The 22166-nt window shown below is 64.2% G+C and carries 18 protein-coding genes and 1 pseudogene; 8 read left to right on the forward strand and 11 right to left on the reverse strand.

Features of this window, described 5'->3' with window-relative positions:
• Nucleotides 1-98 precede the first annotated feature (98 nt).
• Nucleotides 99-1172, reverse strand: a complete 1074-nt coding sequence (locus ACVIN2_RS10815) for a TauD/TfdA family dioxygenase (RefSeq protein WP_456765606.1) — start codon at nt 1170-1172, stop codon at nt 99-101.
• A 391-nt stretch (nt 1173-1563) separates the two neighbouring features.
• Between ACVIN2_RS10815 and ACVIN2_RS10820 the strand changes: the two genes are divergently transcribed.
• Complete coding sequence (locus ACVIN2_RS10820; protein WP_007595064.1) at nt 1564-1779, forward strand: hypothetical protein; 216 nt, start codon at nt 1564-1566, stop codon at nt 1777-1779.
• A 163-nt stretch (nt 1780-1942) separates the two neighbouring features.
• Here ACVIN2_RS10820 and ACVIN2_RS10825 read toward each other — a convergent pair whose 3' ends face one another.
• From ACVIN2_RS10825 to ACVIN2_RS10835, 3 genes are all read right to left on the reverse strand, one after another.
• Complete coding sequence (locus ACVIN2_RS10825) at nt 1943-3025, reverse strand: two pore domain potassium channel family protein (protein WP_456765607.1); 1083 nt, start codon at nt 3023-3025, stop codon at nt 1943-1945.
• A gap of 39 nt (nt 3026-3064) precedes the next feature.
• Nucleotides 3065-4222, reverse strand: a complete 1158-nt coding sequence (locus ACVIN2_RS10830) for an L-dopachrome tautomerase-related protein (protein ID WP_456765608.1) — start codon at nt 4220-4222, stop codon at nt 3065-3067.
• Between the two features lie 208 nt (nt 4223-4430).
• Complete coding sequence (locus ACVIN2_RS10835) at nt 4431-7985, reverse strand: LuxR C-terminal-related transcriptional regulator (protein WP_456765609.1); 3555 nt, start codon at nt 7983-7985, stop codon at nt 4431-4433.
• 129 nt (nt 7986-8114) lie between these two features.
• Here ACVIN2_RS10835 and ACVIN2_RS10840 point away from each other — a divergent pair, with 129 nt between their 5' ends.
• Nucleotides 8115-8450 (forward strand): nuclear transport factor 2 family protein, encoded by a 336-nt coding sequence (locus ACVIN2_RS10840; RefSeq protein ID WP_456769692.1) that lies wholly within the window; start codon nt 8115-8117, stop codon nt 8448-8450.
• A 47-nt stretch (nt 8451-8497) separates the two neighbouring features.
• Here ACVIN2_RS10840 and ACVIN2_RS10845 read toward each other — a convergent pair.
• The 7 genes and pseudogenes from ACVIN2_RS10845 to ACVIN2_RS10875 form a co-directional block, all read right to left on the reverse strand.
• Nucleotides 8498-8667: pseudogene (locus ACVIN2_RS10845) on the reverse strand (sulfite exporter TauE/SafE family protein); the annotation flags it as partial.
• A 35-nt stretch (nt 8668-8702) separates the two neighbouring features.
• Nucleotides 8703-9614 (reverse strand): hypothetical protein, encoded by a 912-nt coding sequence (locus tag ACVIN2_RS10850; protein WP_456765610.1) that lies wholly within the window; start codon nt 9612-9614, stop codon nt 8703-8705.
• Between the two features lie 383 nt (nt 9615-9997).
• Nucleotides 9998-10768, reverse strand: a complete 771-nt coding sequence (locus ACVIN2_RS10855; RefSeq protein WP_456765611.1) for a sulfite exporter TauE/SafE family protein — start codon at nt 10766-10768, stop codon at nt 9998-10000.
• Nucleotides 10765-12021, reverse strand: a complete 1257-nt coding sequence (locus tag ACVIN2_RS10860; RefSeq protein ID WP_456765612.1) for a CCA tRNA nucleotidyltransferase — start codon at nt 12019-12021, stop codon at nt 10765-10767. Before ACVIN2_RS10860 ends, ACVIN2_RS10855 begins: the two co-directional genes overlap by 4 nt.
• An 8-nt stretch (nt 12022-12029) precedes the next feature.
• Entirely contained in the window at nt 12030-12293 is a 264-nt protein-coding gene (locus ACVIN2_RS10865) for a DUF6111 family protein (RefSeq protein WP_018454951.1), read from the reverse strand.
• Nucleotides 12290-12961, reverse strand: a complete 672-nt coding sequence (locus tag ACVIN2_RS10870) for a CoA pyrophosphatase (protein ID WP_027568565.1) — start codon at nt 12959-12961, stop codon at nt 12290-12292. The genes ACVIN2_RS10865 and ACVIN2_RS10870 overlap by 4 nt, the downstream gene beginning before the upstream one ends.
• On the reverse strand, nt 12958-13569 hold the full coding sequence (locus ACVIN2_RS10875) for a DUF1285 domain-containing protein (RefSeq protein WP_063993497.1): 612 nt from the start codon (nt 13567-13569) through the stop codon (nt 12958-12960). Before ACVIN2_RS10875 ends, ACVIN2_RS10870 begins: the two co-directional genes overlap by 4 nt.
• Nucleotides 13570-13849: 280 nt before the next feature.
• On the opposite strand from ACVIN2_RS10875, the gene ACVIN2_RS10880 reads away from it, so the two are divergent.
• The 6 genes from ACVIN2_RS10880 (at nt 13850) to ACVIN2_RS10905 (ending at nt 22103) form a co-directional block, all read left to right on the forward strand.
• Nucleotides 13850-14848 (forward strand): AAA family ATPase, encoded by a 999-nt coding sequence (locus ACVIN2_RS10880; RefSeq protein ID WP_456765613.1) that lies wholly within the window; start codon nt 13850-13852, stop codon nt 14846-14848.
• Nucleotides 14848-15792, forward strand: a complete 945-nt coding sequence (locus ACVIN2_RS10885; RefSeq protein ID WP_456765614.1) for a DUF58 domain-containing protein — start codon at nt 14848-14850, stop codon at nt 15790-15792. Before ACVIN2_RS10880 ends, ACVIN2_RS10885 begins: the two co-directional genes overlap by 1 nt.
• Nucleotides 15789-18602, forward strand: coding sequence for a DUF4159 domain-containing protein (locus ACVIN2_RS10890; RefSeq protein WP_456765615.1), 2814 nt, complete (start codon nt 15789-15791; stop codon nt 18600-18602). The genes ACVIN2_RS10885 and ACVIN2_RS10890 overlap by 4 nt, the downstream gene beginning before the upstream one ends.
• Nucleotides 18599-18748: a hypothetical protein gene (locus ACVIN2_RS10895; RefSeq protein WP_456765616.1), complete on the forward strand. Its 150-nt coding sequence runs from the start codon at nt 18599-18601 to the stop codon at nt 18746-18748. The genes ACVIN2_RS10890 and ACVIN2_RS10895 overlap by 4 nt, the downstream gene beginning before the upstream one ends.
• Nucleotides 18745-20808, forward strand: coding sequence for a hypothetical protein (locus ACVIN2_RS10900; RefSeq protein ID WP_456765617.1), 2064 nt, complete (start codon nt 18745-18747; stop codon nt 20806-20808). Before ACVIN2_RS10895 ends, ACVIN2_RS10900 begins: the two co-directional genes overlap by 4 nt.
• A 281-nt stretch (nt 20809-21089) precedes the next feature.
• On the forward strand, nt 21090-22103 hold the full coding sequence (locus tag ACVIN2_RS10905) for an alpha/beta fold hydrolase (protein ID WP_456765618.1): 1014 nt from the start codon (nt 21090-21092) through the stop codon (nt 22101-22103).
• Nucleotides 22104-22166 lie beyond the last annotated feature (63 nt).

Consider the following 22166-nt stretch of genomic DNA (forward strand, 5'->3'; position numbering starts at 1 on the left):
TCAGCCTGGCGCTCTGGAAGGGGGGCCGGCCTGATCTTGCGGCTTGAGCTTGCGAGGCCAGGTTGGGTCCAGGCTTCCGGTTCAAACCACCCGGAACGTCAATCCAACGGAACGTTCAAACTGGTACCTTTGGTGATGATGCCGCCACGGTTGCCAATCTCAATCGAGCCATAGCGCTGTTTGAAACAATCGGGCAGCGGCCGGTCGCCTTCCATGCTGAGCCAAAGGCGCAACAGATGACGCTTCTGGCCTGCATCGGGCCAATCGCGGAATCCGGTCCGGTCATGCAGCAAGGCATGATTGTAAACGAACTGCATGTCACCCGGCTGAAGCCGCATGCCGAAATGCAGAGTGGGATCATTTGCGAGCGTGTCGAAGAGATCGAGCGCCTCGACGTGAGCCGGCGTCAGTCTCGGCGCATCGGGAAAGCGCTGCGCACTATCGATATACTGGCGCTGATAGAACCCGGTCAGGAACCCCGCATGCCAATTCAGCACGGGGATTTCAAGATATGGCTTTTCGTTCTCCGGCACCTCGCCTCGCCGGTCTGTCGCGATCGGATCAAACAAGAGAGCGGCAAGGTCGGGACGTCTGTCAAACATCTCGTTGTAGATTGTCGTCGTACTGACAAGGAGGGAATCCCCTCCCTCCATCGCCTCGCGAATGCATAACAATCCAACCACGTCGGACGAATCCGTATGGAATGTTTGCCGTTCCGAAGTTTGATAAATGCGGGTGTTCGGATCCTTCGCATTGGCGCCGGTGTCACGGACGTGACCGAGAATGTGCCCCGCTGCATTCTGAGATCGCGCCGATCCGAGGTGCGCGCCTACTCCGCAAAAGATCGTAGCGGCGAACTCCTGGCTATAGTTTGCCACCGGCAGGCCGCGGATGACTTCAAAGCCAAGACCAGCCAGGAGCGTTGTCTTAAGCTCTTCCAGATGCGCGCCGAAGCGGGGAAGCGGAAAGCTTTCCTTCGTGATCTCGGCGATTTTCTTGTTTCTGCCAAGATAAGTTTCAGCCGCGCCCTCAAGTTCCGCGATCTCGCCGGCAGCAAGCGATATCAACCATCGATCGGGATTGGCTTTCATCTCAGCGCCCCGCCAGGCGGACGGGATATCGACCTTCCCTGGAGGGCGATGGATCCCGCCGGGCACTGAGACCACATTCATCGTGTTGGCTCCTGGGAGATTGGACGTCAGGCATCGGCGCGGAAGACATGGGCGCGGATGATCGACGATATTGTGCCGACCGCTTGTTTGCAACTTGGCTGAAGCGCCGCCGTGAGCCGAGCGCATTGTCCCCGTGACGAGATCCGTTCCAAGCAGTCGCGTGTTGGGTGAGCCGCTTCCGCCAAAATGATTACAACACGGCCGCTCGTTCAACCGATCAAAGCTCGGGAAAAAATGGCATCAGCCGGAACGTTCGCGAAGCTGGTTGAGTTGAAAGTCATGCGCCTCGTGCCGCGGTCGTGGCCGCACTGCGCGGCCCCGATAACGCCCGGCAAGAGGCGAAAGCTACTTTGCGGCGTGCCTTCTGCAGCACGGCCGCGCGAGGATCGCGATGTACACGACGGCGATATACGATGAGTTGAGGCAGATCGAGCGCGACGTCGTCGAGGGAGAACGGCGGCTCGCTGAGCAGGAGGCGCTGATCATTGAAATGAAGCGCCAGAACGAGGACACAGCCAAAGCGGAAGGCGAACTCGAACGGATGCGCATGGAGCAGCGACGTCGCGATCAGGATCGGCAACGTCTGCTCTCACGGCTGCAACCCTGAAACAGTTCTGCCCAACGAGGCTGATCCGCCGAAGGTGTCGCGCTTCTGAGACGCGCGACCAGGCCAGGTGCGCTCACCGAGAGGTTCGGTTGTGGGAAGTCTCGCGCCAAAATCGGAGCCCGCCAAGCAAAGCGAACTTGACCTGCGAGAGTCCGCCAGGGGTTTACGCCCTTTGTATCGCCGGATCGATGTCCGAAGGCCGGTAAGCCATCGAATTGCCAAGCACGCAAACGAGAGAGTCCCACCTTCTTCGTTGTTCCATGTAGGATTCGCACGAATGCGGAAGGTCGTCGGTTACACTGATGCCAGCTTGCCGCAGCCGCCGTCGCGCATTGTCGAACCGGACCCGCCAGACTTGCCGATCTCCGTCGTCGGCTTCATCCGATGCTTTTTCATGCAGGAAAACATTGTTGAGGGTCGAAAGAAGCAGCAGCGCGGAGGACCATAGTTGGGTGACTGCGCCGGATTGCTTGAGCCAATCGGCGTCCTTCGGCAATGCACTTCTGATCAGCGAGACTGCATCGAGGACGATCAGTGACGACCGCGAGACGGAGTAGAACGGTTCAGGGAAGCGGAAGTAGAACAGGACGGGATAGAAGTGGTGAGCTTCTTTGGTGCCTGTAACCTCTGCGGCCAACTCGGACAAATTGTTATAACCCGCACTCAGCTGGTTATTTGCGAACAGATGCCCGAGCAGATCCGCGGCATCGCCGGTCTCACCGCAAAGCGCGTGAATCTTGAGGCAGAGCGTGTTCCTGCTCCTGAGTGCGCCGTAGATCTGCATCAGGTAGGTGATCGTGAGCGATATGACTGAGGTCCCGATCACCGAATTCAGAACAAACAACAGCTTCGCTCCGGCACTCTGCGGACCAAAGTTGCTGCCGCCTACGATCGACAGGCTGCTTCCGGCGACATAAAGCGCGGTCACGAAGTCAGTTGGGGTCTCCTGGTTGCTGCTGGTAATGCTGGTCCCGAGCTGAGGGTGCACAATCAGTGCAGCCCCAAGCGCGAGCAGAATAGACCAGGTGAACAGCAAGGCGACCAGGATCAACGGGCCGCAGAATGAAAGCAGATGGTTGCCGTTGCCGGCCGAGGAAAGCCGGCGCAGCGCGAGCCAAACCAGTCTGGCCAGGCGGTCGCTGATAATTCCGGTGCCGGCGCGTGCGTAGAGAACCGTGAGGAATACGTCGGCAAGGATCAGTGCCATCAGCAGCGTGCCGGCTATAGGCTCAACCCAATGGGCCATCTGTCCTCCTCGCCCTGCGGCGTTTCCGGAGCCTTGCGCTTACTGCCGGTTCGGCTCGCGACTTGACCCGACGGTGTTCGCGTCGCCGGGCATGAACTTGAACAGCGTGAAGTTCTTGTCAGTCCAGGCCATGTGGAACCAGGGCGAATCCTGGATATGCGACGCGGTGACATAGATTGCGCCATCAGGACCTTGCGAGAAGGTGTCCGGCCAGCGCAGGCGCGAATCCGTCAACAGCTGTCGCACGGTCCCATCGCTGGGGTTGAGGACCTTGACGGCATTGTCGGCGATCGAGCTCAGATAGATTTCGTCATGGTCGCCGGTCCAGAGCCCATCGACGGGCTCCGTCGTTGCCACTGTTTCCGGGCGAGCGTGAGCCGCCGCGTCCGCACTCTGGATACTGGACGTCGCAATCCGGTAGAGCGTCTTTCCGGTCAGGGCCTGCCAATAGAGGGTGTTGCCGTCTTTCGAGAGCGCCAGACTATCGGCATTGAACAAGGGCTGCCGTCCGTCCGGCCGCCGCAAGGGCTGGCCATCTGTCATTACGGTGACGCTCGGATCGAACTGGGTCGAAGGATCCTCGCTCAGCACACGCCAAGCCTGCCCGGACTCAATGTTGAGAACAACCAGGCCGCCGGGCGAACCGGAATCGGTCAGATACGCGAATTTTCCGTCGGGGGCGATACGGATGTCGTTGAGGTAGCTGGCCGGACCCGCGACGTCGGGCCCGATCGGAAAGGTCCGCTTCACAGTGTTCGACTTCAGATCGACCTCGACGATCTTGGGTCCACCCTTCACGGTCTTCTCGGCATTGGGAGCCGCGGGATCGACGACCCAAAGCGATCCGCGCCGGTCCGCAACAACACTTTGAACGCAGACGAAGTGATCCTTGGGCGATACCTCGGACATTCGCGCGTTGCGCCAGCCGTTCCATTCCTCATTGGGATATGGCCTGGTCGAGCCGTCCGGCATGAGTTCGGCCACCGAAACCGGCGTATCCTCCGTCCAGCGCGGGAAGTTCACGAAGATACGGCCGTCCGGGGCGACCGTGACGCCGGTTACCTGATGCTCAAACGTCGCGACCGATTGCAGCCGGCTGTCGCGACTTTCGACAAGAGGCGCGACAAGCCGCTGCGCCTTGGACTTGATATCCTCTGTTGCGGATTGCGCGTGAACCGCGGACGAAATGGATAGCACGACTGCCAAGCAGGAGCTGAACGCGATTAGACGCATGAGAGGCCCTTTCAAAAAGTTTAGGGCCCAATCCGGCTTTGCTTCGATCGTTCCTAGCGATTCCACGTCTGCCAACGCGCTTGATGGCTAGTTCCGTCAAGCGGTCCAGCAATGATCCTTGCCGAGGCATATGACGGAGCGAACGAATCGTCGACGCCGTCGCGATCACCGTTCAGATCAGCAAATCATGATGCGCAGGTACAATGGCTTGATGCGCGCCGTTATTGCCGTGATCGTCCGCGTGTCCGTTCAGCGCATGAGGGACGAGTTTGACGAGGTCCTCCGCTTGACCAGGCGGAACGTGCGGATCGAGCAGATTATTGAGCTGTTTCGGCTCAACGACCGCAACGAGAGTCGAAGGAGTTGGTCCGCTATCGAAGCGGAACACCGGTCCTTGGTCCAGGCCGCCGGTCTCCAACGCAGCTTTGGCGGGGTGTGCGTCTTCTGATGCAGTTGCAGCAGGTTGCGCAGCGTGCTGCGAGTTGCCGCGTCCAGCGTTACCGCCGGCTGCGACGCTCGGCTCTCCGATATCGGCTGCTTGCGATGCGTTGGCAGAGGTTGAGTGTAACTCGTCCTCCGAGTTGCCGTGGTCCACGGTGGTTGGTTCTGTCGTCTTCACTGCCCCCGCAGCGTGCGAAGCCGAAGCGTGATGCTCGCCGCTATCGCCCGTGCCATCGCCCGGTTTGCCCCCAGCTTCAGTCGATTCCGTGCTTGCCGCCTTTGCAGAGCCTGACTCTGAAGCGTGCTGCGAGTTGCCGTGGCTTGTGCTGGCGGCCATTGCGACGCCCGGATCGGTCTCAGCTGCGTCCGGTGCGTTTGCAGCGGATGAGTGCCCGGATTTGCCGTGTTCCGCAGCCCCTGGTTCTGCCGTCTTCGCTGGTCCGAGCGCCGCGTCAGAAGCCGAAGCGTGATGCTCGCCGCCGTTGCCCGGTTTGGAGCCAGCTTCAGTCGGTTCGCCGGCTGCCGCCTTTGCAGACCCCGGCTCCGAAGCGTGCTGCGAGTTGCCGTGGCCTGCGCTGGCGGCTATCGCTGCGCCCGGATCGATCTCGCCTGCATCTGGTGCATTTGGGGCGGCGGAGTGCCCGGATTTGCCGTGTTCCCCGCCCCCTGCGTCGGCCTTCTTCGCTGGCCCTTCCGGAGCTTCCGAAACCGAAGCATGATGCTCGGCGCCATTGCCGACGCCGTGGCCCGGTTTGGAGCCAGCTTCAGTCGGTTCGCCGGCTGCCGCCTTTGCAGACCCCGGCTCCGAAGCGTGCTTTGAGTTGCCATGACCCGCGTTAGCGGCCGTTGCGACGTCCGGATCGGTCTCAGCTGCGTCCGGCGCTTTTGCAGCGTTTGAGTGCCCGGCTTTGCCGTGTGCCGCGCCGTCTGGTTCTGCTTTCTTCGCTTGCCCTCCCGGAGCCTCCGGATCCTTATCGTGATGCTCGGCGCCATTGCCGACGCCGTTGCCCGGCTTGGAGTCTGCTTCAGTCGACGGGTCCGAAGCGTGCTGCGAGTTGCCGTGCCCCGCGTTGTCGGCGGTTACGATATTGGGTTGGCCGATCTCGTTCGGTGCAGTCGACGAAACGCCGTTGCCCGTATTGGCCGGACCATTGTTCGATGTGACATTTGCGGCTGCCGGAGCCGTCGCGCTATGAGCAAGTTCGTTGGATGATCCGTGAGCCGAGACGGCAGACGCGCCATCACTCTCTTCCGTTGCATCCGCCGACGCGTCGGTGGAGCTTCCGAGCCTTGTCGACGTTCCTAAGCCGGTCCGGGTCTGCCCGAAATGGAAACCCGAGCCGTTGTTGGCCAGAAGGGCCCAGGCTCCAGACGTCCCGAGCGTGCTCTCGCTCCCCTCGATACTGGTTTGGACATGGTCCTTGCTCAAAACAGCATCATCGGTTTCGGTCGCCGATATCAGCACTGCTTCGAGCTGCTCAAGGGTAGCCACGACAGCCGCGCTATCCGGCGCGGAGGCGGCATCCGCCTCCGCAATGGATACAATCCCCTCCAGATGAATTTCCAGCAGGCCGCGATCGCCGACATCAAGGACACGATCGGTCGCATTCACATAGACGATCGTTTCGTTGCTTGCGGAGTCGTAGACCCAGGCGAGTGTATGTGGCGGTATAGACTTGGTTGCCGCCGTCATATGCAGCCAGGCAAGCGCTCCGAAAGCCGCAAGATTGATCCTGCCCGGCCCCGATGCGAAATCGAACACGGTATCGGAAGCGGTCGACTCGGAGTCAATCGGGGAGCGATAAACAATTTTTTCAACGTTGCCGTCTACGCCGATGCTGGCATCGTGACCAGGGTCCGCGCCAACAGGTTTATGGAGGTTGTCACCCGCATCGCCCGGCCCATTTGGACCCAGAGCGCCTTCTTGAGCGGCGTTGTCGTGTCCAGCGGTCACTACGGCGGAAGACAGGTGGACATCGTGCGAAAGGAAACTTGGGGCTGAATGGTCGTCAGGATTGGCGGCAGCATGAGTGATCGCAGCCAGCTTTGTGGTCGCACTCTCTTGGGTGACGGCCAGGATGCTGTCGATCGAGGCGTCACGGAGGTCATGCGCGTGGACGGCGAGATGAGGGTCCTGCAGTGCGTAGATCAACGCACCGGTGAGGATAGCAAAGTTGCCATACCCTCCATGCATCGACGTGGCATTGGAAAGAAGCCGTGGGAATTGATGTTCCGGGGCCGGGTCGTCACCGGTCTGTATGTCGATGGCTTCTCGCAGTAAGCGCGGAAGATCGGGCGCGCCCGATCCAGCAGGAGCGTGGTGTGTCCACGGTTTCGAGCCTCCGGAGTGCTCGGCCGCGCGCAGCGCTTCCATTGCCGCCGCCGGGTTCGTGATTTGGACCGCCTTGGCGAACAGATCTCTCTGGACTTGCGTCGGCGTCTCGCCGGATTCCCAAACGACGAGGTGCCGGAGAATTCCTTTTTTCCAGGGCTCGTACGCGGCGTGCTCGTCCGCGTGGCCGACGCCGTTGTCATCCGGAAAGATGCCGTTCGCTTCCGACGCCTTGAGTTCGTCCGCAATGGCGAACGCCAGAAATGCCAGGGAGAGCGCGGCCAGGCCGGAGGGGCGTTGCAGCAACGCAATGGTCGCGAGCACAGTCCTGTTGGTGATCTCAAGCTTCTGGAAAATATTGTACAGGTGGACTTTGACCGTCCCGTCGGAAACCTTGAGCTGGCGCGCGATCTCCTTGTTCGACAGTCCTTCCGCCACGAGTCGTGCGATTTGACGTTCCCGTTGCGTCAACAGCTCCAGCATCTTTTCGACTTTGCCGTCGCCCTCCGCTTCCTTGCCGGCTGCCGAGAGATCGGACTTCGCCAGTGCCACACCGCTCTTCGTCATCAGCCGCAGCGATCGCAGCATCGTCGCGGGAGAGGCATATTTCGAAATTGCGCTGCAGGCGCCGGCTGCGATGGCGGAAGCCAGATCGTGGTCGGTGTCGGACTCGGTGAAGAACACCAGGCGCGTGGAGAGCTTCTCAGCCTTCACGATCGCGAGGATCTCGGAGACCGTGAGATCCGGCACCTTGTCGGCGAGAAGCGCGACGTCGGGTGTCAGCTTCCGAATTGCTTGGAGGCAGCTTGTCCGATCGCTGGACGCTGCGACAACGTCGAAATCCGGCTGCGTCCCGAGGACCGACCTCAATCCCTGCAAAACGATCGGCTGTGGATCGACGAGCAAAAGCCGGATGGGCTTGAGTATCCCCTGCCTCGCGGACGCGTCCAACATCGATCTTGCCCTCGGCCCGGTCCTCTATGTCCTTCGGCATATGGCCGTGGCCGGGTGGAATATTAAAATCATAGGAGGCTTGGTGGTTCCCCGGCCTGAACCAGATTTGGACGCATGTGAGTGAAAAATATGTCCTTTGATCCCATGGCCGTTGCGGTCGACTGGCTTGATGCCTATCGCGCGGGCGATATCGACGCGATTTTGGAACTCCATGCCGAGGACGCCGTGGTCCACTGCGGCTGCGCCGGGGGCCAAACCATCACCGGCCGCGAGGCACTTCGTGCCTATTGGGTCGATCACCTCCGAAAGTATCCGGCAGGCTCGTTGGATGATCTCAATCCCTGGAAGAACGACGGGACGATTATCTCGTACATCACCAATGCTGGCGTCATGAGTGCACTTTTGGCGTTTGACGCCGCCGGCAGGATCAAGGAACTGGACTGCAGTCCCTCACACCAGGCCTGAGGTGTGATCCAAACCCCGCAGCGGGGGCGGTGCCACATCCGATTTGATTAGATGAGCTGCCTCGCCGCCGCCGAGATCATCACCGCCCGCCGGTGATGACCGCGACGTCGAGGATCGCGGTGTGGATGTGTACCGGCATCCGCTCGACGAAGGCCTTGGCCAGGAACGCGCCAGGGGAAGAGTGATCGCGCCGATCAGAAGCAAAGGCGAGCACCTGCAAGCGTGCCCGAAGGTTTGCTAGGGATGGAAACGCTACTGCGCCCTTCGGGCTTCCGCAACGCGCAGCATGACGTAGATCAGAACACCGAACGCTGCCCCGCCGATCAGGCTGATACCCAGCACCGCAGCGATCATCAGTGCCATTTGGGCGGGACGCCCCATCGCGTCGAGAACCATGCCGGCGCTGAACATCATGCCCATGGGAATGCCCCACACTAGAACGCCGGCCACGACTTGCCGGCCCAAATTGGCATCGAACGACCGCGGGTAAATTCGCCGTCCTGCCCGCCGGCGAAGGGGCAGGATCAACTGCGACACGGCGATGAAGACGACGATAAAGGCCGTGGTTTGCATCGACTCCTTCAGTTGCATCGCGACAAGAAGGGCAGCAGCCGACGCTAGCGCATAGGCTGCGTAGACCAGCGGTAGTGCGGAGCGAAGTTCGGACCAGAAATGCCCCTGCGGCGGCGCCTCGTCGACGATAACCGGCTGCTTCTTCGAGAGTCCGGCGAACAAGGCCCTGGCTCCGGCCAGTATCGACACCGCCGCGACCGCAACAGCCGTGGCGATCGGTCCGCCGTAGCTTTCGCCGAGACGGTCAAGCGGATCGATGACGAGCAGCAGGCCAAGCAGTGTCATCGCCAGCATGGCTGTTGTCGCCAGTGCATTCAGCCAAGGTGTGTGCGTGGTTTCGGCCATGAGCCGCTCGAGGCGTTCGGCCTTGGTGACCCATTCGCCCCCATGCCGGGCGCCCCATTCGCTGCTCACGCGCGTCATGACCATGCCAATGAGCACAATCGCGGCGAGCCCGTAGAATATGACATAGCTGTTGCCGAGCAGCGCACGCAAGATCGGCCCAGCCAGGAGGGCTACGAGCGGAAAGATAAGCATTTCTGCGAGACGCTGGTTGCGCGACTTGAGAAGAACAAGTTGATCGGTCGACATTCCCAACTCTCCAGGAAAGGCACGCGCTCGCGACATCAGGGGCGGATGGTCTTGCAACGAAAGGCCGCACCGCGCCATCACTGCAATTCCATTCGATAAGCGTTGAATTTCTTATTTCTTACTCACATCGGCGAAGTCGATTCCCTTCAAACCCGCCTGCCGGCAGGCGTCCTTCAGCAACCAGCGTTGTCACCCGCAGCACCGCAATTCCCCCTGAACGTCAGCGGTTTGGTTTTGGGCATCGGTCCCAACGGCCATCGCGACGACGAGCATGAGAAGGCGTGTCAGTCGTGATCCGATCATTACCCGCCCCACAGCTTGTGATTGAAAAATGATCAAATGTCAGACGAAGTCAAGCTCGCGGTGATTGGGGCCGGGGCCATCTACCCGATCAGCTGCCTCGCCGCAGCCGAGATCATCACCAGTCCACCGGTGATCACGGCGACGTCGAGGATCGCGGTGTGGATGTGCACTGGCATCCGCTCGACGAAGGCTTTGGCCAGGAACGCGCCGGGGATCGCGATTGCTCCGATCAGCAATGCAAAGGCGAGCACCTGCGCGGTCACGGCGCCGGCCAGTCCGAACACCGAGATCTTGATGAGTCCGGTGCCGAGCGAGATCATGGCATCGGTCGCGATCACGGCGGCGCCCTCGAGGCCCGCGGCCATCAGCAGCGACAGCAGGATCACGCCGGAGCCGGAGGTGCCGCCGACCAGCACGCCATAGCCGACCGAGCCGGCCGCAAGCCCGGTGTCGCCGATCCTGACCTGGCGGCGGCGGAGCACACGGCGCAGCGGCACGCTCAGAATCAGCATGGAGCCGATCACCAGCGCCGCGCCGGCATTGGTGAGGCGCGTATAGCCGTAGGCGCCGAGCGCCGTCGTCAGCGCCGCACAGGCCAGCACGATCAGCGCGCGGCGGCGATCGGCATAGCGGAGATAGGCGATCGCGCGGCTGGAATTGGTGAAGATCGCGGAGATCGCGATGATCGGCACCACGGGCTCGGCGCCGACGAGAGGGACCAGCACCAGCGGCATCAAGGCGCCGGTGCCGTAGCCGGCGAGACCACCGATGATCGAAGCAAACAACGCCATCAACGCGACCAGCAGGAGCTGAAAGATCGAGATGTCGGCGAAGCCTGAGACGATGGTCACGTTCTCTCGTCGCGGCTGATACGTGCCGCAGCTTGATCGGCGATGGAAGCGAGTGCGGCTTCCTCTAGGGGAAAATCCGCCGCAAGCCAAGCGTCCTCGGCGAGCGTCAAGACATGTCCGAGGGCGGGTCCTTCCGCCATGCCGCGCGCGATGAAGTCGGCGGCGCGAAGCGGAAATTTCGGCGCGTTCCAGCGCTGCGGCAGCTCGGCGAGCGCACGCCATCGCGACACGCCGACGTCATCGCCGGCTCTCGCCCAGCCCAGCAACACGCGATCGTGATAGCGCTCCGCACCGAGACGGTAGAGCAATCGCCGCGCATCGGCTTCGCCCTTGGTGGCCAGGCGCCACCAGCGGTGCCCCATCGAATCCAGCGCCTTGGTTTCCGCATTGGAGAGCCTCAACCGCGTGGCGACGCGCTTGGCGTCTTCGGTCACGGCGACCGTCAGCGCGGCGAGCCGGCGCGTGCTGCTTGCGGTGAGGCCAAGCTCGCGCTCGATCGCGATCATCGCCGAGAGCGGCCCGGTATAGACCACGCCGCCGGTCAGCGCTTGCAGCAATCCGCCATCCGCCATGGCGAGCGCGGCGGCAAAGGCGCCGGGAGCGACCAGCAGCTTCAGCATCTCCATGCGCAGCCGCTCGGCCGACAGGCTCGCAAGGCCGGCGCGTCCCCGGATGCAGGCGAGATAGCCGTCGCGGTCGGGATCGCCGGCGCCGAAGGCGGCGTGGATGCGGAAGAAGCGCAGGATGCGCAGGAAATCCTCGGCGATACGCTGGCCGGGATCACCGATGAAGCGCACGCGCCGCGCCGCCGCATCGGCGATGCCGCCGACGTAATCGTGAACGACGCCGTCAGCATCGACCGAGAGCCCGTTCATCGTGAAGTCGCGGCGCTCGGCGTCCTTCACCCAGTCGCGGCCGAACGCGACCTTGGCTTTGCGGCCGAACGTCTCGGTATCCTCGCGCAGCGTCGTGACTTCGTAGGGCTGGCTGTCGATGACGAGGGTGACGGTGCCGTGGTCGATGCCGGTCGGCACGGCCTTGATGCCGGCGCTCTTGGCGCGCCGCATCACCTCATGCGGGAGCGCCGTGGTCGCGATGTCGATGTCACCGGGCACGAGGCCGAGCAGCGCGTTGCGCACGGCGCCGCCGACAACCCGCGCCTCCTCGCCATCCGCGTTGAGCAATTGCAGGACGCGCGCGGTCCCGCCCGAAATCAGCCAGGGCGCATCGGCGAGCATGGGCACCGCGCTCATCGGCCGCCCTATCTTTCCACGCCCGGCACGAGCTTGCCGTTCTCGACATGGGCGGGGACATAGGTCGAATCCGGCGCGGCGCCGGAGAAATGCGCAAACCCGATCAGCCCCGCGATCACCAGCACGAGGGCCGCCAGCATGAGACGCGCGACGATGGTGATCGGCCAGGACGATTGCACGAACAGGCCGGAGCGCGTGGCGGCCAGGAACAGCGCATAGACGGCAAAGGGAACGAGGAAGATTCCGATCTCGGTCAGGATCGGCCGGATCATGATGAATAGATCCGCTCGTAGAGCACGCGCAGCATGCCGGCCGTCGCGCCCCAGATGTAGCGTTCGGCAAACGGCATCGCGTAGTAGGACCGCTCCATGCCGCGGAATTCCTTGCTGTGCACCTGGTGGTTGGCCGGGTTCATCAGGAAGGATAGCGGCACTTCGAACGCGTCATCAACCTCGGAATGGTTGATCGTCAGCTCAAAACCCGGGCGCACCCTGGCAACCGTCGGCAAGATGCGGAAGCCGAAGCCGGTGCCATAGAGATCGAGATAGCCGATCGGCTCGACGAAGTCTCTGGACAGCCCGACCTCCTCCTCGGCCTCGCGCAGCGCCGCGTCGAGCGGCGAGCGGTCGGTCGCATCGATCTTGCCGCCGGGAAAGGCGATCTGGCCGGCATGGTCGTTCAGATGCGCCGAGCGCTGCGTCAGCAGGATGGTCGGCTCGGGATGATCGACCACCGCGATCAACACCGCCGCCGGCCGCACCGGCTGCTCGCGCGCGATGATCTCGAGCATCTTGTCGGTGCCGGGATCGCCCGAGGCCGGAATGATGTTGGGATCGTAGAGGCCGGGCGGAACGTCGAAGCCGAGCCGCGCGGCGGAGCGGGCGAAGAAATCGGCCGCACCGATCACGGCGGGATCGTTCCTGGAGATAGGCTTGTTCAAAGCGCGGCCCTCACCTGCTCCGCATCGGCCATGGCGAAGAACTCGCCGGCCGATTCGACACCGAACATCGGCTGGCCATCGACCATCCGCTCCTCACCCATGTCAACCAGATCGTAATAGAGCGCGCGGGTGACCTTGGCCCAGAGCTCGGCGCGGACATGAAGATAGGGCGTCAGCCCGCCGTCCTTGGCCTGCTCGAAGCGCAGCCGGTGCGCCGCATCGCAGGTGACCCAGTCGTCGACATTGGTGCGGAAGCGGAGCACGCGGTGGTTGTCCTCGCCGTCCTTCTGCATCTCGACCGCCATGAACGGCGCGTCATCCACGCGAATGCCGACCTTCTCCACCGGCGTGACAAGGAAATGCTTGTCGCCTTCGCGCTTGAGGATGGTCGAGAACAGGCGAACCAAAGCATGACGGCCGATTGGCGTCCCCAAATAGAACCAAGTACCATCGGACGCGATTCGCATGTCGAGATCGCCGCAAAACGGCGGATTCCACAAATGCACCGGAGGCAGGCCCTTTTTGGCGCCTTCGGCATCGGCAGCAGTTTTGGCAGCGGCAGTCAGCCCCTCGAGTCCGCGATCGGCGCTCTGCCCTTGGTTCGCCATGGTTTGCCCTGACTTTGTCATTTGGCACGATCGGTCATTTGGCACGATTGGTGCAGGTTTACGTTGTATCCGGGTGCTCGGTTCCACCCCGCATTCATCCGGTGTGGAGGTCGCCACTTCGTGATGCCCTACATATCCCTAAGCCGATAAGGTGGGGATAGGTTAATTCAACGAATACATGGCCTTCCTGCAAGTCTAGCATAGGGCCCACGTCTTGAGTTGAGGACGTGACGACATGACGACGCAAGCGAGCCGCATGGCAGGCTGAAGGAGCTAACGGATGGCGGAGAGTGTCGAGAAGCTCGAAGACGGAATAGTGCGTTCGGCCGAGCAGGTGTCGAGCCAGATTCGCGCGGCAAAGGATGCGATCGCGTCCGTCATCTTCGGCCAGGATCGCGTGATCGAGAACACGCTGGTCACCATCCTCTCGGGCGGCCATGCGTTGTTGATCGGCGTCCCCGGCCTCGCCAAGACCAAGCTGGTCGAGACGCTCGGCATCACGCTCGGCCTCGATGCCAAGCGCATCCAGTTCACCCCCGATTTGATGCCGTCCGATATTCTCGGCGCCGAAGTGCTCGACGAGAGCACCTCTGGCAAGCGTGCCTTCCGCTTCATCTCCGGCCCTGTGTTCGCACAACTGCTGATGGCCGACGAGATCAACCGCGCCAGCCCGCGCACACAATCTGCGCTGCTGCAGGCGATGCAGGAGCAGCACATCACCGTTGCCGGCGCGCGTCACGACCTGCCGAAGCCGTTCCACGTGCTCGCCACGCAAAACCCGCTGGAGCAGGAAGGCACCTATCCGCTGCCTGAAGCCCAGCTCGACCGTTTCCTGATGGAGATCGACGTCGACTATCCCGATCGCGACGCCGAGCGCCGCATCCTGTTCGAAACCACCGGCGCCGACGAGACCCTGGCGAAGGGCGCGATGACACCTGATGCACTGATCACCGCGCAGCGGCTGATCCGGCGCCTGCCGGTCGGCGATTCCGTGGTCGAGGCGATCCTGTCGCTGGTGCGCTCGGCCCGTCCGGGTCCGGACGGCGGTGACACCAGCAAGTTCATCGCCTGGGGCCCGGGCCCGCGCGCCAGCCAATCGCTGATGCTCGCGGTGCGCGCACGCGCGCTGATCGACGGCCGCCTCGCGCCCTCGATCGACGACGTGCTCGACCTCGCCGAGCCCGTGCTGAAGCACCGCATGGCGCTGACGTTCCAGGCGCGCGCCGAGGGCCGCACGATTCCGGACGTGATCCGGCAATTGAAGACACGGATCGGTTGATGGCGGCGGAGAACGGGCACGCAGCAAAGGAGATCATCGCGATCCGACGAGCCGATGGCGAAAGCCGCACGCTCGCAGCTTCCTTGCCGCGCCTGGTGCTCGAGGCCCGCCGTATCGCCGCCAACGTCATTCACGGCCTGCACGGCCGCCGTCGCGCCGGCTCCGGCGAAAATTTCTGGCAGTACCGCCGCTTCGTCTCCGGCGAGCCGTCGCAGAACGTCGACTGGCGGCGCTCGGCGCGCGACGATCTTCTCTACGTCCGCGAGCTCGAATGGGAAGCTTCGCACACGGTTTGGATCTGGCCCGATCGCTCGCCGTCGATGGCCTTCGCTTCAAAACAGGCGCGTGAATCCAAGCTCGAGCGGACGCTGATCGTCGCCTTCGCGCTGGCCGAGCTGCTGGTCTCCGGCGGCGAACGCGTCGGCATTCCCGGGCTGATGGCACCGACCGCGAGCCGCAGCGTCATCGACAAGATGGCGCAGGCGATGCTGCATGACGATGCCGACCGCTTGAGCCTGCCGCCGTCCTTCGTGCCCGCGGCGCTGGCCGAGACGATCGTGCTGTCGGACTTCTGGTCGCCGATCTCCGAGATCAGAACCACGCTCGCCGGCCTGTCCGGCTCCGGTGCGCATGGCACGTTGGTGCAGGTCGTCGATCCCGCCGAGGAATCATTCCCGTATTCCGGCCGCGTCGAGTTCGTCGAGCCGGAAGGGTTCGGCGTGATCACCGCCGGCCGCGCCGAGAGCTGGGCCCAGGATTACACCGCGCGGCTCGCGCTGCACCGCGACCAAATCCGCGCCGAGACCAACAAGCTCGACTGGCTGTTCACGACGCATGCCACCGACCGCTCGGCCGCCGAACTGCTGCTGTTCCTGCATGCCGGCATGCAGGTGAGCAAGTCGAGCGCGCGCACCACCACGATCAAGGCGGGGCCGGCCGCATGATGGGACTGCCGCTCGCCTTCACCGAACCGCTGCTCCTGATCGGCCTCGTCAGCCTGCCGGTGCTGTGGTGGCTGTTGCGGGTGATGCCGCCGCGGCCGCGCCGCATCGAATTTCCGCCGACGCGCCTGCTGTTCGACATCGCACCGCGCGAAGAGACCCCATCGCGAACGCCGTGGTGGCTGACCGCATTGCGGCTGCTGGCTGCGGCGCTGGTCATTTTCGCCGCCGCCGGCCCGATCTGGAATCCGCAAACGGGCGCGGCCACGAGCAAGGCGCCGCTGATGATCATGTTCGACGACGGCTGGAGCGCGGCCTCGAACTGGGACATCCGGATCAGGGCCGCGGACGAGTTGATCGCCAGTGCCGAGAACGATCGCCGTGCGATTGCGCTGGTGCCGCTGTCCGAGCCGAACCGCGATATCACCCTGATGCCGGCGGGCGCCGCGCGCGTCGCGCTGCGGCAGCTGACGCCAAAGCCGTATTCGATCGAGCGCGTCGAGACTTTGACCGCAATCGATCGCTTCCTGAAAGCGACCGGTGACTGCGAGATCGCCTGGCTCTCCGACAGCGTCGACACCGGTCGCGGCGAGGAGTTCGTGGCGGGCCTCGGCAAGACCATCGGCGATCGCAGCCTGACCGTGTTCGAAGGCGGCACCTCGTCGCCGCTGGCCCTGGTCGCGGCCGAGAATGCCGCAGCCAGGATGACGGTGAAGGTGCTGCGCACCGACAGCGGCATCGCCATCGGCACCGTGCGCGCGCTGGACCAGAAGGCCTCGCCGATCGGCGAAGCGCGGTATTCGTTCGGCCCGCAGGACAAGGAAGCCGAAGCGTCGTTCGATCTGCCGGTCGAGCTGCGCAACGACATCACGCGGCTGGAAATTGCCGGTGAGCGCTCCGCAGGCGCAGTGCAGCTGCTCGACAAGCGCTGGCGCCGCCGCGCCATCGGCATCGTCTCGGGCTCGACCAGCGAGACCGCGCAGCCGCTGCTGGCGCCGACCTTCTATCTCACCCGGGCGCTGGCGCCGTTCGCCGACGTGCGGCTTGCGGACAAGGGCTCGCCGCAGCAGGGCATCACGCAGTTCCTCGACCAGAAGCTGCCGATGATCATTCTCGCCGATGTCGGCACCATCGCCCCTGAGATCCGCGAGCGCCTCAATGCCTGGATCGACCAGGGCGGCGTGCTGGTGCGGTTCGCCGGCCCGCGGCTGGCGCAGGCCGAGGACGATCTCGTTCCGGTCAAGCTGCGCAAGGGCGGCCGGACGCTCGGCGGCAGCCTGACCTGGGAAAAGCCGCAACATCTGGCCTCCTTTGCCGCCGACGGTCCGTTTGCCGGCGTCGTGGTCCCCAAGGACGTCACCATCAGCCGGCAGGTGCTGGCCGAGCCCGACGCCGTGCTCGCCACCAAGAGCTGGGCGTCGCTGGAAGACGGCACGCCGCTGGTAACAGGCGAGCATCGCGGCAAGGGCGTCGTCAGCCTGTTCCACGTCAGCGCCGACATGCGCTGGTCGGATCTGCCGATGTCGGGCACCTTCGTCGAAATCCTGCGGCGCGTCGTCGACATGTCCGGCTATACCGCCAAGCCGGGCGCAGGCGTTGCCACTGAAGGGACCGCCGAGACGGTGGCGCCGCTGCACATCCTCGACGGCTTCGGCGCGTTCGGCCCGCCGCCGGCCGCCGCCAAGCCGCTGCCCGCGGATTATCGCGACCGCGCCACACCCGATCATCCGCCGGGCTTTTATGGTCCGGCAGAAGGACCGCTCGCCGTGAACACGCTTGCCAGCGCCGACCGTATCGCAGCCCTGAACACCGCGAGCCTGCGCGCCCGGCGCGCCACCTACACCAATGCCGAGCCGCAGGACTTGCGCGGCTGGCTGCTGTCGACGGCGCTCGCGCTGTTCCTGATCGACGCCGTTATCGTCGCGGTGCTCGGTGGCGGCCTTGCCGCGCTGCTGCGCCGCCGCGCCGCGCCCGCGATGATCGTCGTCGGGCTGGTGCTCGCAGGCCTCGCCGCGTTCGTGCCGACGCCGTCGCACGCGGACAGCGCGTCCGACGAGTTCGCGATGAAGGCGGTGTCGCAGACCCGCCTCGCCTATGTCGTGACCGGCAATGCCGACGTTGATTCCATCGTCAGGGCCGGGCTATCGGGACTGACGCTGTTTCTGGCGCAGCGCACCGCGCTGGAAGCCGGCGATCCCGTCGGCATCGATCCGGCGCGCGACGAGCTCGCCTTCTTCCCGCTGATCTACTGGCCGATCGTACCGGGCGCGCCCAAGCCGTCGCGGGACGCCATCAACAAGATCGACGCCTACATGAAGCAGGGCGGCACCGTGCTGTTCGATACCCGCGATGCGGTCGAAGCGCCGCCCGGCGCGAACGGCGCGGCACAGACCCCCGCCATGCAGACGCTCCGCGAGATCCTGTCCTCGCTCGATGTGCCCGAGCTGGAGCCAGTGCCGCGCGAGCACGTGCTGACCAAGACCTTCTTTCTCCTGCGCGACTTTCCCGGCCGCTTCACGACCGGCCAGACCTGGGTCGAGACCTTGCCGCGCGAAGACGACGAGGACGGCGCGCAGCGGCCGGCACGCGGCGGCGACGGCGTCTCGCCGATCATCATCACCTCGAACGACCTTGCCGGCGCCTGGGCCGTGCGGCCCGACGGCCAGTCCATGCTGCCGGTGACCGGCGGCGACCCCCGCCAGCGCGAATTCGCTTACCGCGCCGGCGCCAACATCGTGATGTACACGCTGACCGGCAACTACAAGGCCGACCAGGTGCACGCACCGGCGTTGATCGAACGGCTGGGGCAATGATGCGGGCTTTGAAGCTGAATGCCCGCCAAAATGAAGCCGTCATGGCCGGGCTTGTCCCGGCCATCCACGCCTTGCCGCACGGCATGAAGAACGTGGATGCCCGGGACAAGCCCGGGCATGACGATGCCGAGAGAATGACGCCATGAATTACGGCATCGCATTCACGCCGCTGGTTCCCGCGATCGTCCTGTGGCTCGCGCTGGCCGCGATCGTCGTCATCGCGCTGGTGCTGCTGCTGACGCGCGCGCGCGGCGCTGCCGTGCGCGTGGCCGCGCTGGCGCTGTTCCTGCTGGCGCTCGCCAACCCCTCCTTCACCCGCGAGGACCGCGATCCCCTCACCTCGGTCGCCGCAATCGTGGTCGACAAGAGCCCGAGCCAGAATTTCGGCAATCGCAATCGTGAGGCAGCGACGGCGCAGGAAGCGCTGGTGGACAGCCTGAAGAAGATCAAGGGGCTCGAGGTCCGCGTCGTCGATGCCGGACAGGCTGACGGCGAGACCGACGGCACCAAGCTGTTCGGCGCGCTGGCCTCGGCCTTGTCCGACGTGCCGGTCGATCGCGTCGCCGGTGCGTTCCTGATCACCGACGGCCGCGTCCACGACATTCCGGCCAACGCCGCCGGGCTCGGCTTCCAGGCCCCGGTGCACGCGCTGATCACCGGGCAGAAGGACGAGCGCGACCGCCGTATCGCCGTCATCGCCGCGCCGCGCTTCGGCATCGTCGGGCAGCCCCAGACCATCACCTACCGCCTCGACGACCAGGGCGTCAGCGGCGAGCGCGCCAAGGTCACGGTCCGCAGAGACGGCGAGGTCATCAACGAGCGCACGCTTTCGAGCGGCCAGGCGGCAAGCGTCGAGGTCGACATCAAGCATTCCGGACCGAACATCGTCGAGATCGAGGCCTCGCCGCTCGAGCGGGAATTGACGCCGGTGAACAACCGCGCCGTCGTCGCCATCGACGGTGTGCGCGACAAGCTGCGCGTGCTGCTGGTCTCGGGCGAGCCGCATTCCGGCGAGCGCACCTGGCGCAACCTGCTCAAGTCCGATGCCAGCGTCGATCTCGTCCACTTCACCATTCTGCGGCCGCCGGAGAAGCAGGACGGCACGCCGATCAACGAATTGTCGCTGATCGCGTTTCCGACCCGCGAGCTGTTCCAGCAGAAGATCAACGAATTCCAGCTGATCATCTTCGACCGCTATGCCCGTCAGGGTGTGCTGCCGATCGCCTATTTCGACAACATCGCCCGCTATGTGCGGTCCGGCGGCGCGGTGCTGGTCTCGGCCGGCCCCGATTACGCGTCCAACACCAGCATCTGGCGCACGCCGCTGGATTCGGTGCTGCCGGCCGAACCGGTCGGGGTGACGGAAAAGCCGTTCTACGCGCATCTGTCCGACGTCGGCAAACGCCATCCCGTCACGCGCGGCCTCGAGGGCTCGGCCTCCGAGCCGCCGCGCTGGAGCCGGTTCTTCCGCACCGTCGACACCCGCAACGCGGTCAACCCGCCCGTCATGACGGGCGTCGACGGCAAGCCGCTGCTGTTTCTCTCGCGTTTCGGCGAGGGCCGCGTGGCGCTGCTGCTCTCCGACCACATCTGGCTGTGGGCGCGCGGCTATGAAGGCGGTGGTCCGCATCTCGATCTGTTGCGGCGGATGTCGCACTGGCTGATGAAGCAGCCTGATCTGGACGAGGAAGCGTTGCGCCTGCAGGTGCAGGGCAAGAATCTCGTGGTGGTGCGCCAGACCATGGCCGACAGCGTTCAGCCGGTGAGCGTGACCTCGCCGTCGGGCGTCTCGCGCGACCTGACGCTTGCAGCCGGCGATCCCGGCGAATGGCGCGCCAGCCTGCCGGCGAGCGAGCTCGGCCTGTGGCAAGCCACCGACGGCACGCTGAAGGCGCTGATCAATGTCGGCCCGACCAATCCGAAGGAATTTTCGGAAGTCACCTCCACCACCGAAACGTTGAAGCCCCTGACCCAGGCGACCGGCGGTGACGCCGTGCGGGTGGTCGACGGCGCCAGCGTCGAGCTGCCGCGCATCCTGCCGGTCCGCTCGGCGAGCGTCTTCCATGGCGACGGCTGGATGGGCGTGCGGATGCGCGACGCCAGCGTCGTGAAGGGCGTCGGCGTGCTGCCGATCTTTGCCGGCCTGATCGGGCTGTTGCTGCTGCTCGGCGCGTTTGCTGCGACGTGGGTCCGTGAAGGGCGCTAGGCGGCTTACGGGCCAGCATGGCCGAGCTCACCCGCCTCACTTCGCTTCCGTTAGTCGGATAAACCCCATCGTCCCTTCTTCGCCGGAAGCTCCAGAGCGCCTTCGCCCCCGAACCCGGTCGAATGTAGCGCGTTGTGAAATCTGGAGGCGGTTCTTCCTCGACCCTGGGCAGGCGTGTCCCTGTCCAGGCATCGCCCGCAGCGGACAAGAGCAGTTCTGAACGCAGCCTTCGCAGCACTCAAACAGTGCGAGCGTTCGATGAGAAGCGGAGTTACTCGACCATGACAGATCCACTTCACCAGCGCACGTTCAGCTCGCCTCGTCAGACAACGCGCTATATCGAGTGCGGGCCGACCGACGGACCGTTGATGATCTTCGTCCATGGCTGGCCGAGCATCAGTTTGATGTGGCGCGCTCAGATGGACGCGTTTGCCGCCGACGGTTGGCACTGCGTCGCTCCCGATCTGCGCGGCTACGGCGGCTCTTCGACGCCCGCAGCCAACGACGCCTATACCATCGAGGAAATCGTGACGGACATGGCCGAACTCCATGATCACCTGGGCGGCAAGCCTGCGATCTGGGTTGGCCACGACTGGGGCTGTGTTGTGGTCGGTGAGTTGGTCGCGCATCAGCCAAAGCGCAGCCGCGGAGTCGTGCTGACCTCGCTGGCATATCAACCCGACGGGCACGCCCTGCGCACAGTCGTCCCGCTGGTCGACCGGACGATCTATCCGATTGACCAATATCCCGACGGCCAATGGGATTACTACCGTTACTACACCACGCACTTCGAGGCGGCAGTCGCCGACCTCGATGCAGACTTGGCCGCATCGTTGGCGTCGATCTTTCGGCCAGGCGACCCCGCCGGCATCGGCAAGGTTTCGCCGAATGCGATGGTCACGCGCAATGGAGGGCGCTTTGGCGCCGCGCACCGCGCTCCGCCGACTGAGCCCGATCCCGCTCTCTGGCCGCCGGCGGACTTCGACGTGCTGGTGCAGTCGTTCAAGGCTCATGGATTCCGCCCGTGCTGCGCTTGGTACCTGAACGACGACGCCAACATCGTCTATGCGCGCAAAGCACCCAATGGTGGCCGCCTGTCGCAGCCGGTGCTGTTCGTCAACGGCGACTTTGATCAGATCTGCAGCATCACCGGAAATCGCCAAGGTGACCCGATGCGCGCCGCCTGCCCGGACCTGACCGTGACAAGCATGCCCGCTGGGCACTGGCTGCCGCTGGAGCGCAAGGCAGAACACATCGAGGCCATCCGCACCTGGCTCCAGAGCAAAAAGCTCTGATGCCGCCTCCTCGCGCCGGCACAGAGTCAATCAATCGCCGTCCCCGTAGTCATTCGATAGGTC

The organism is Bradyrhizobium sp. USDA 3650, assembly GCF_054057395.1.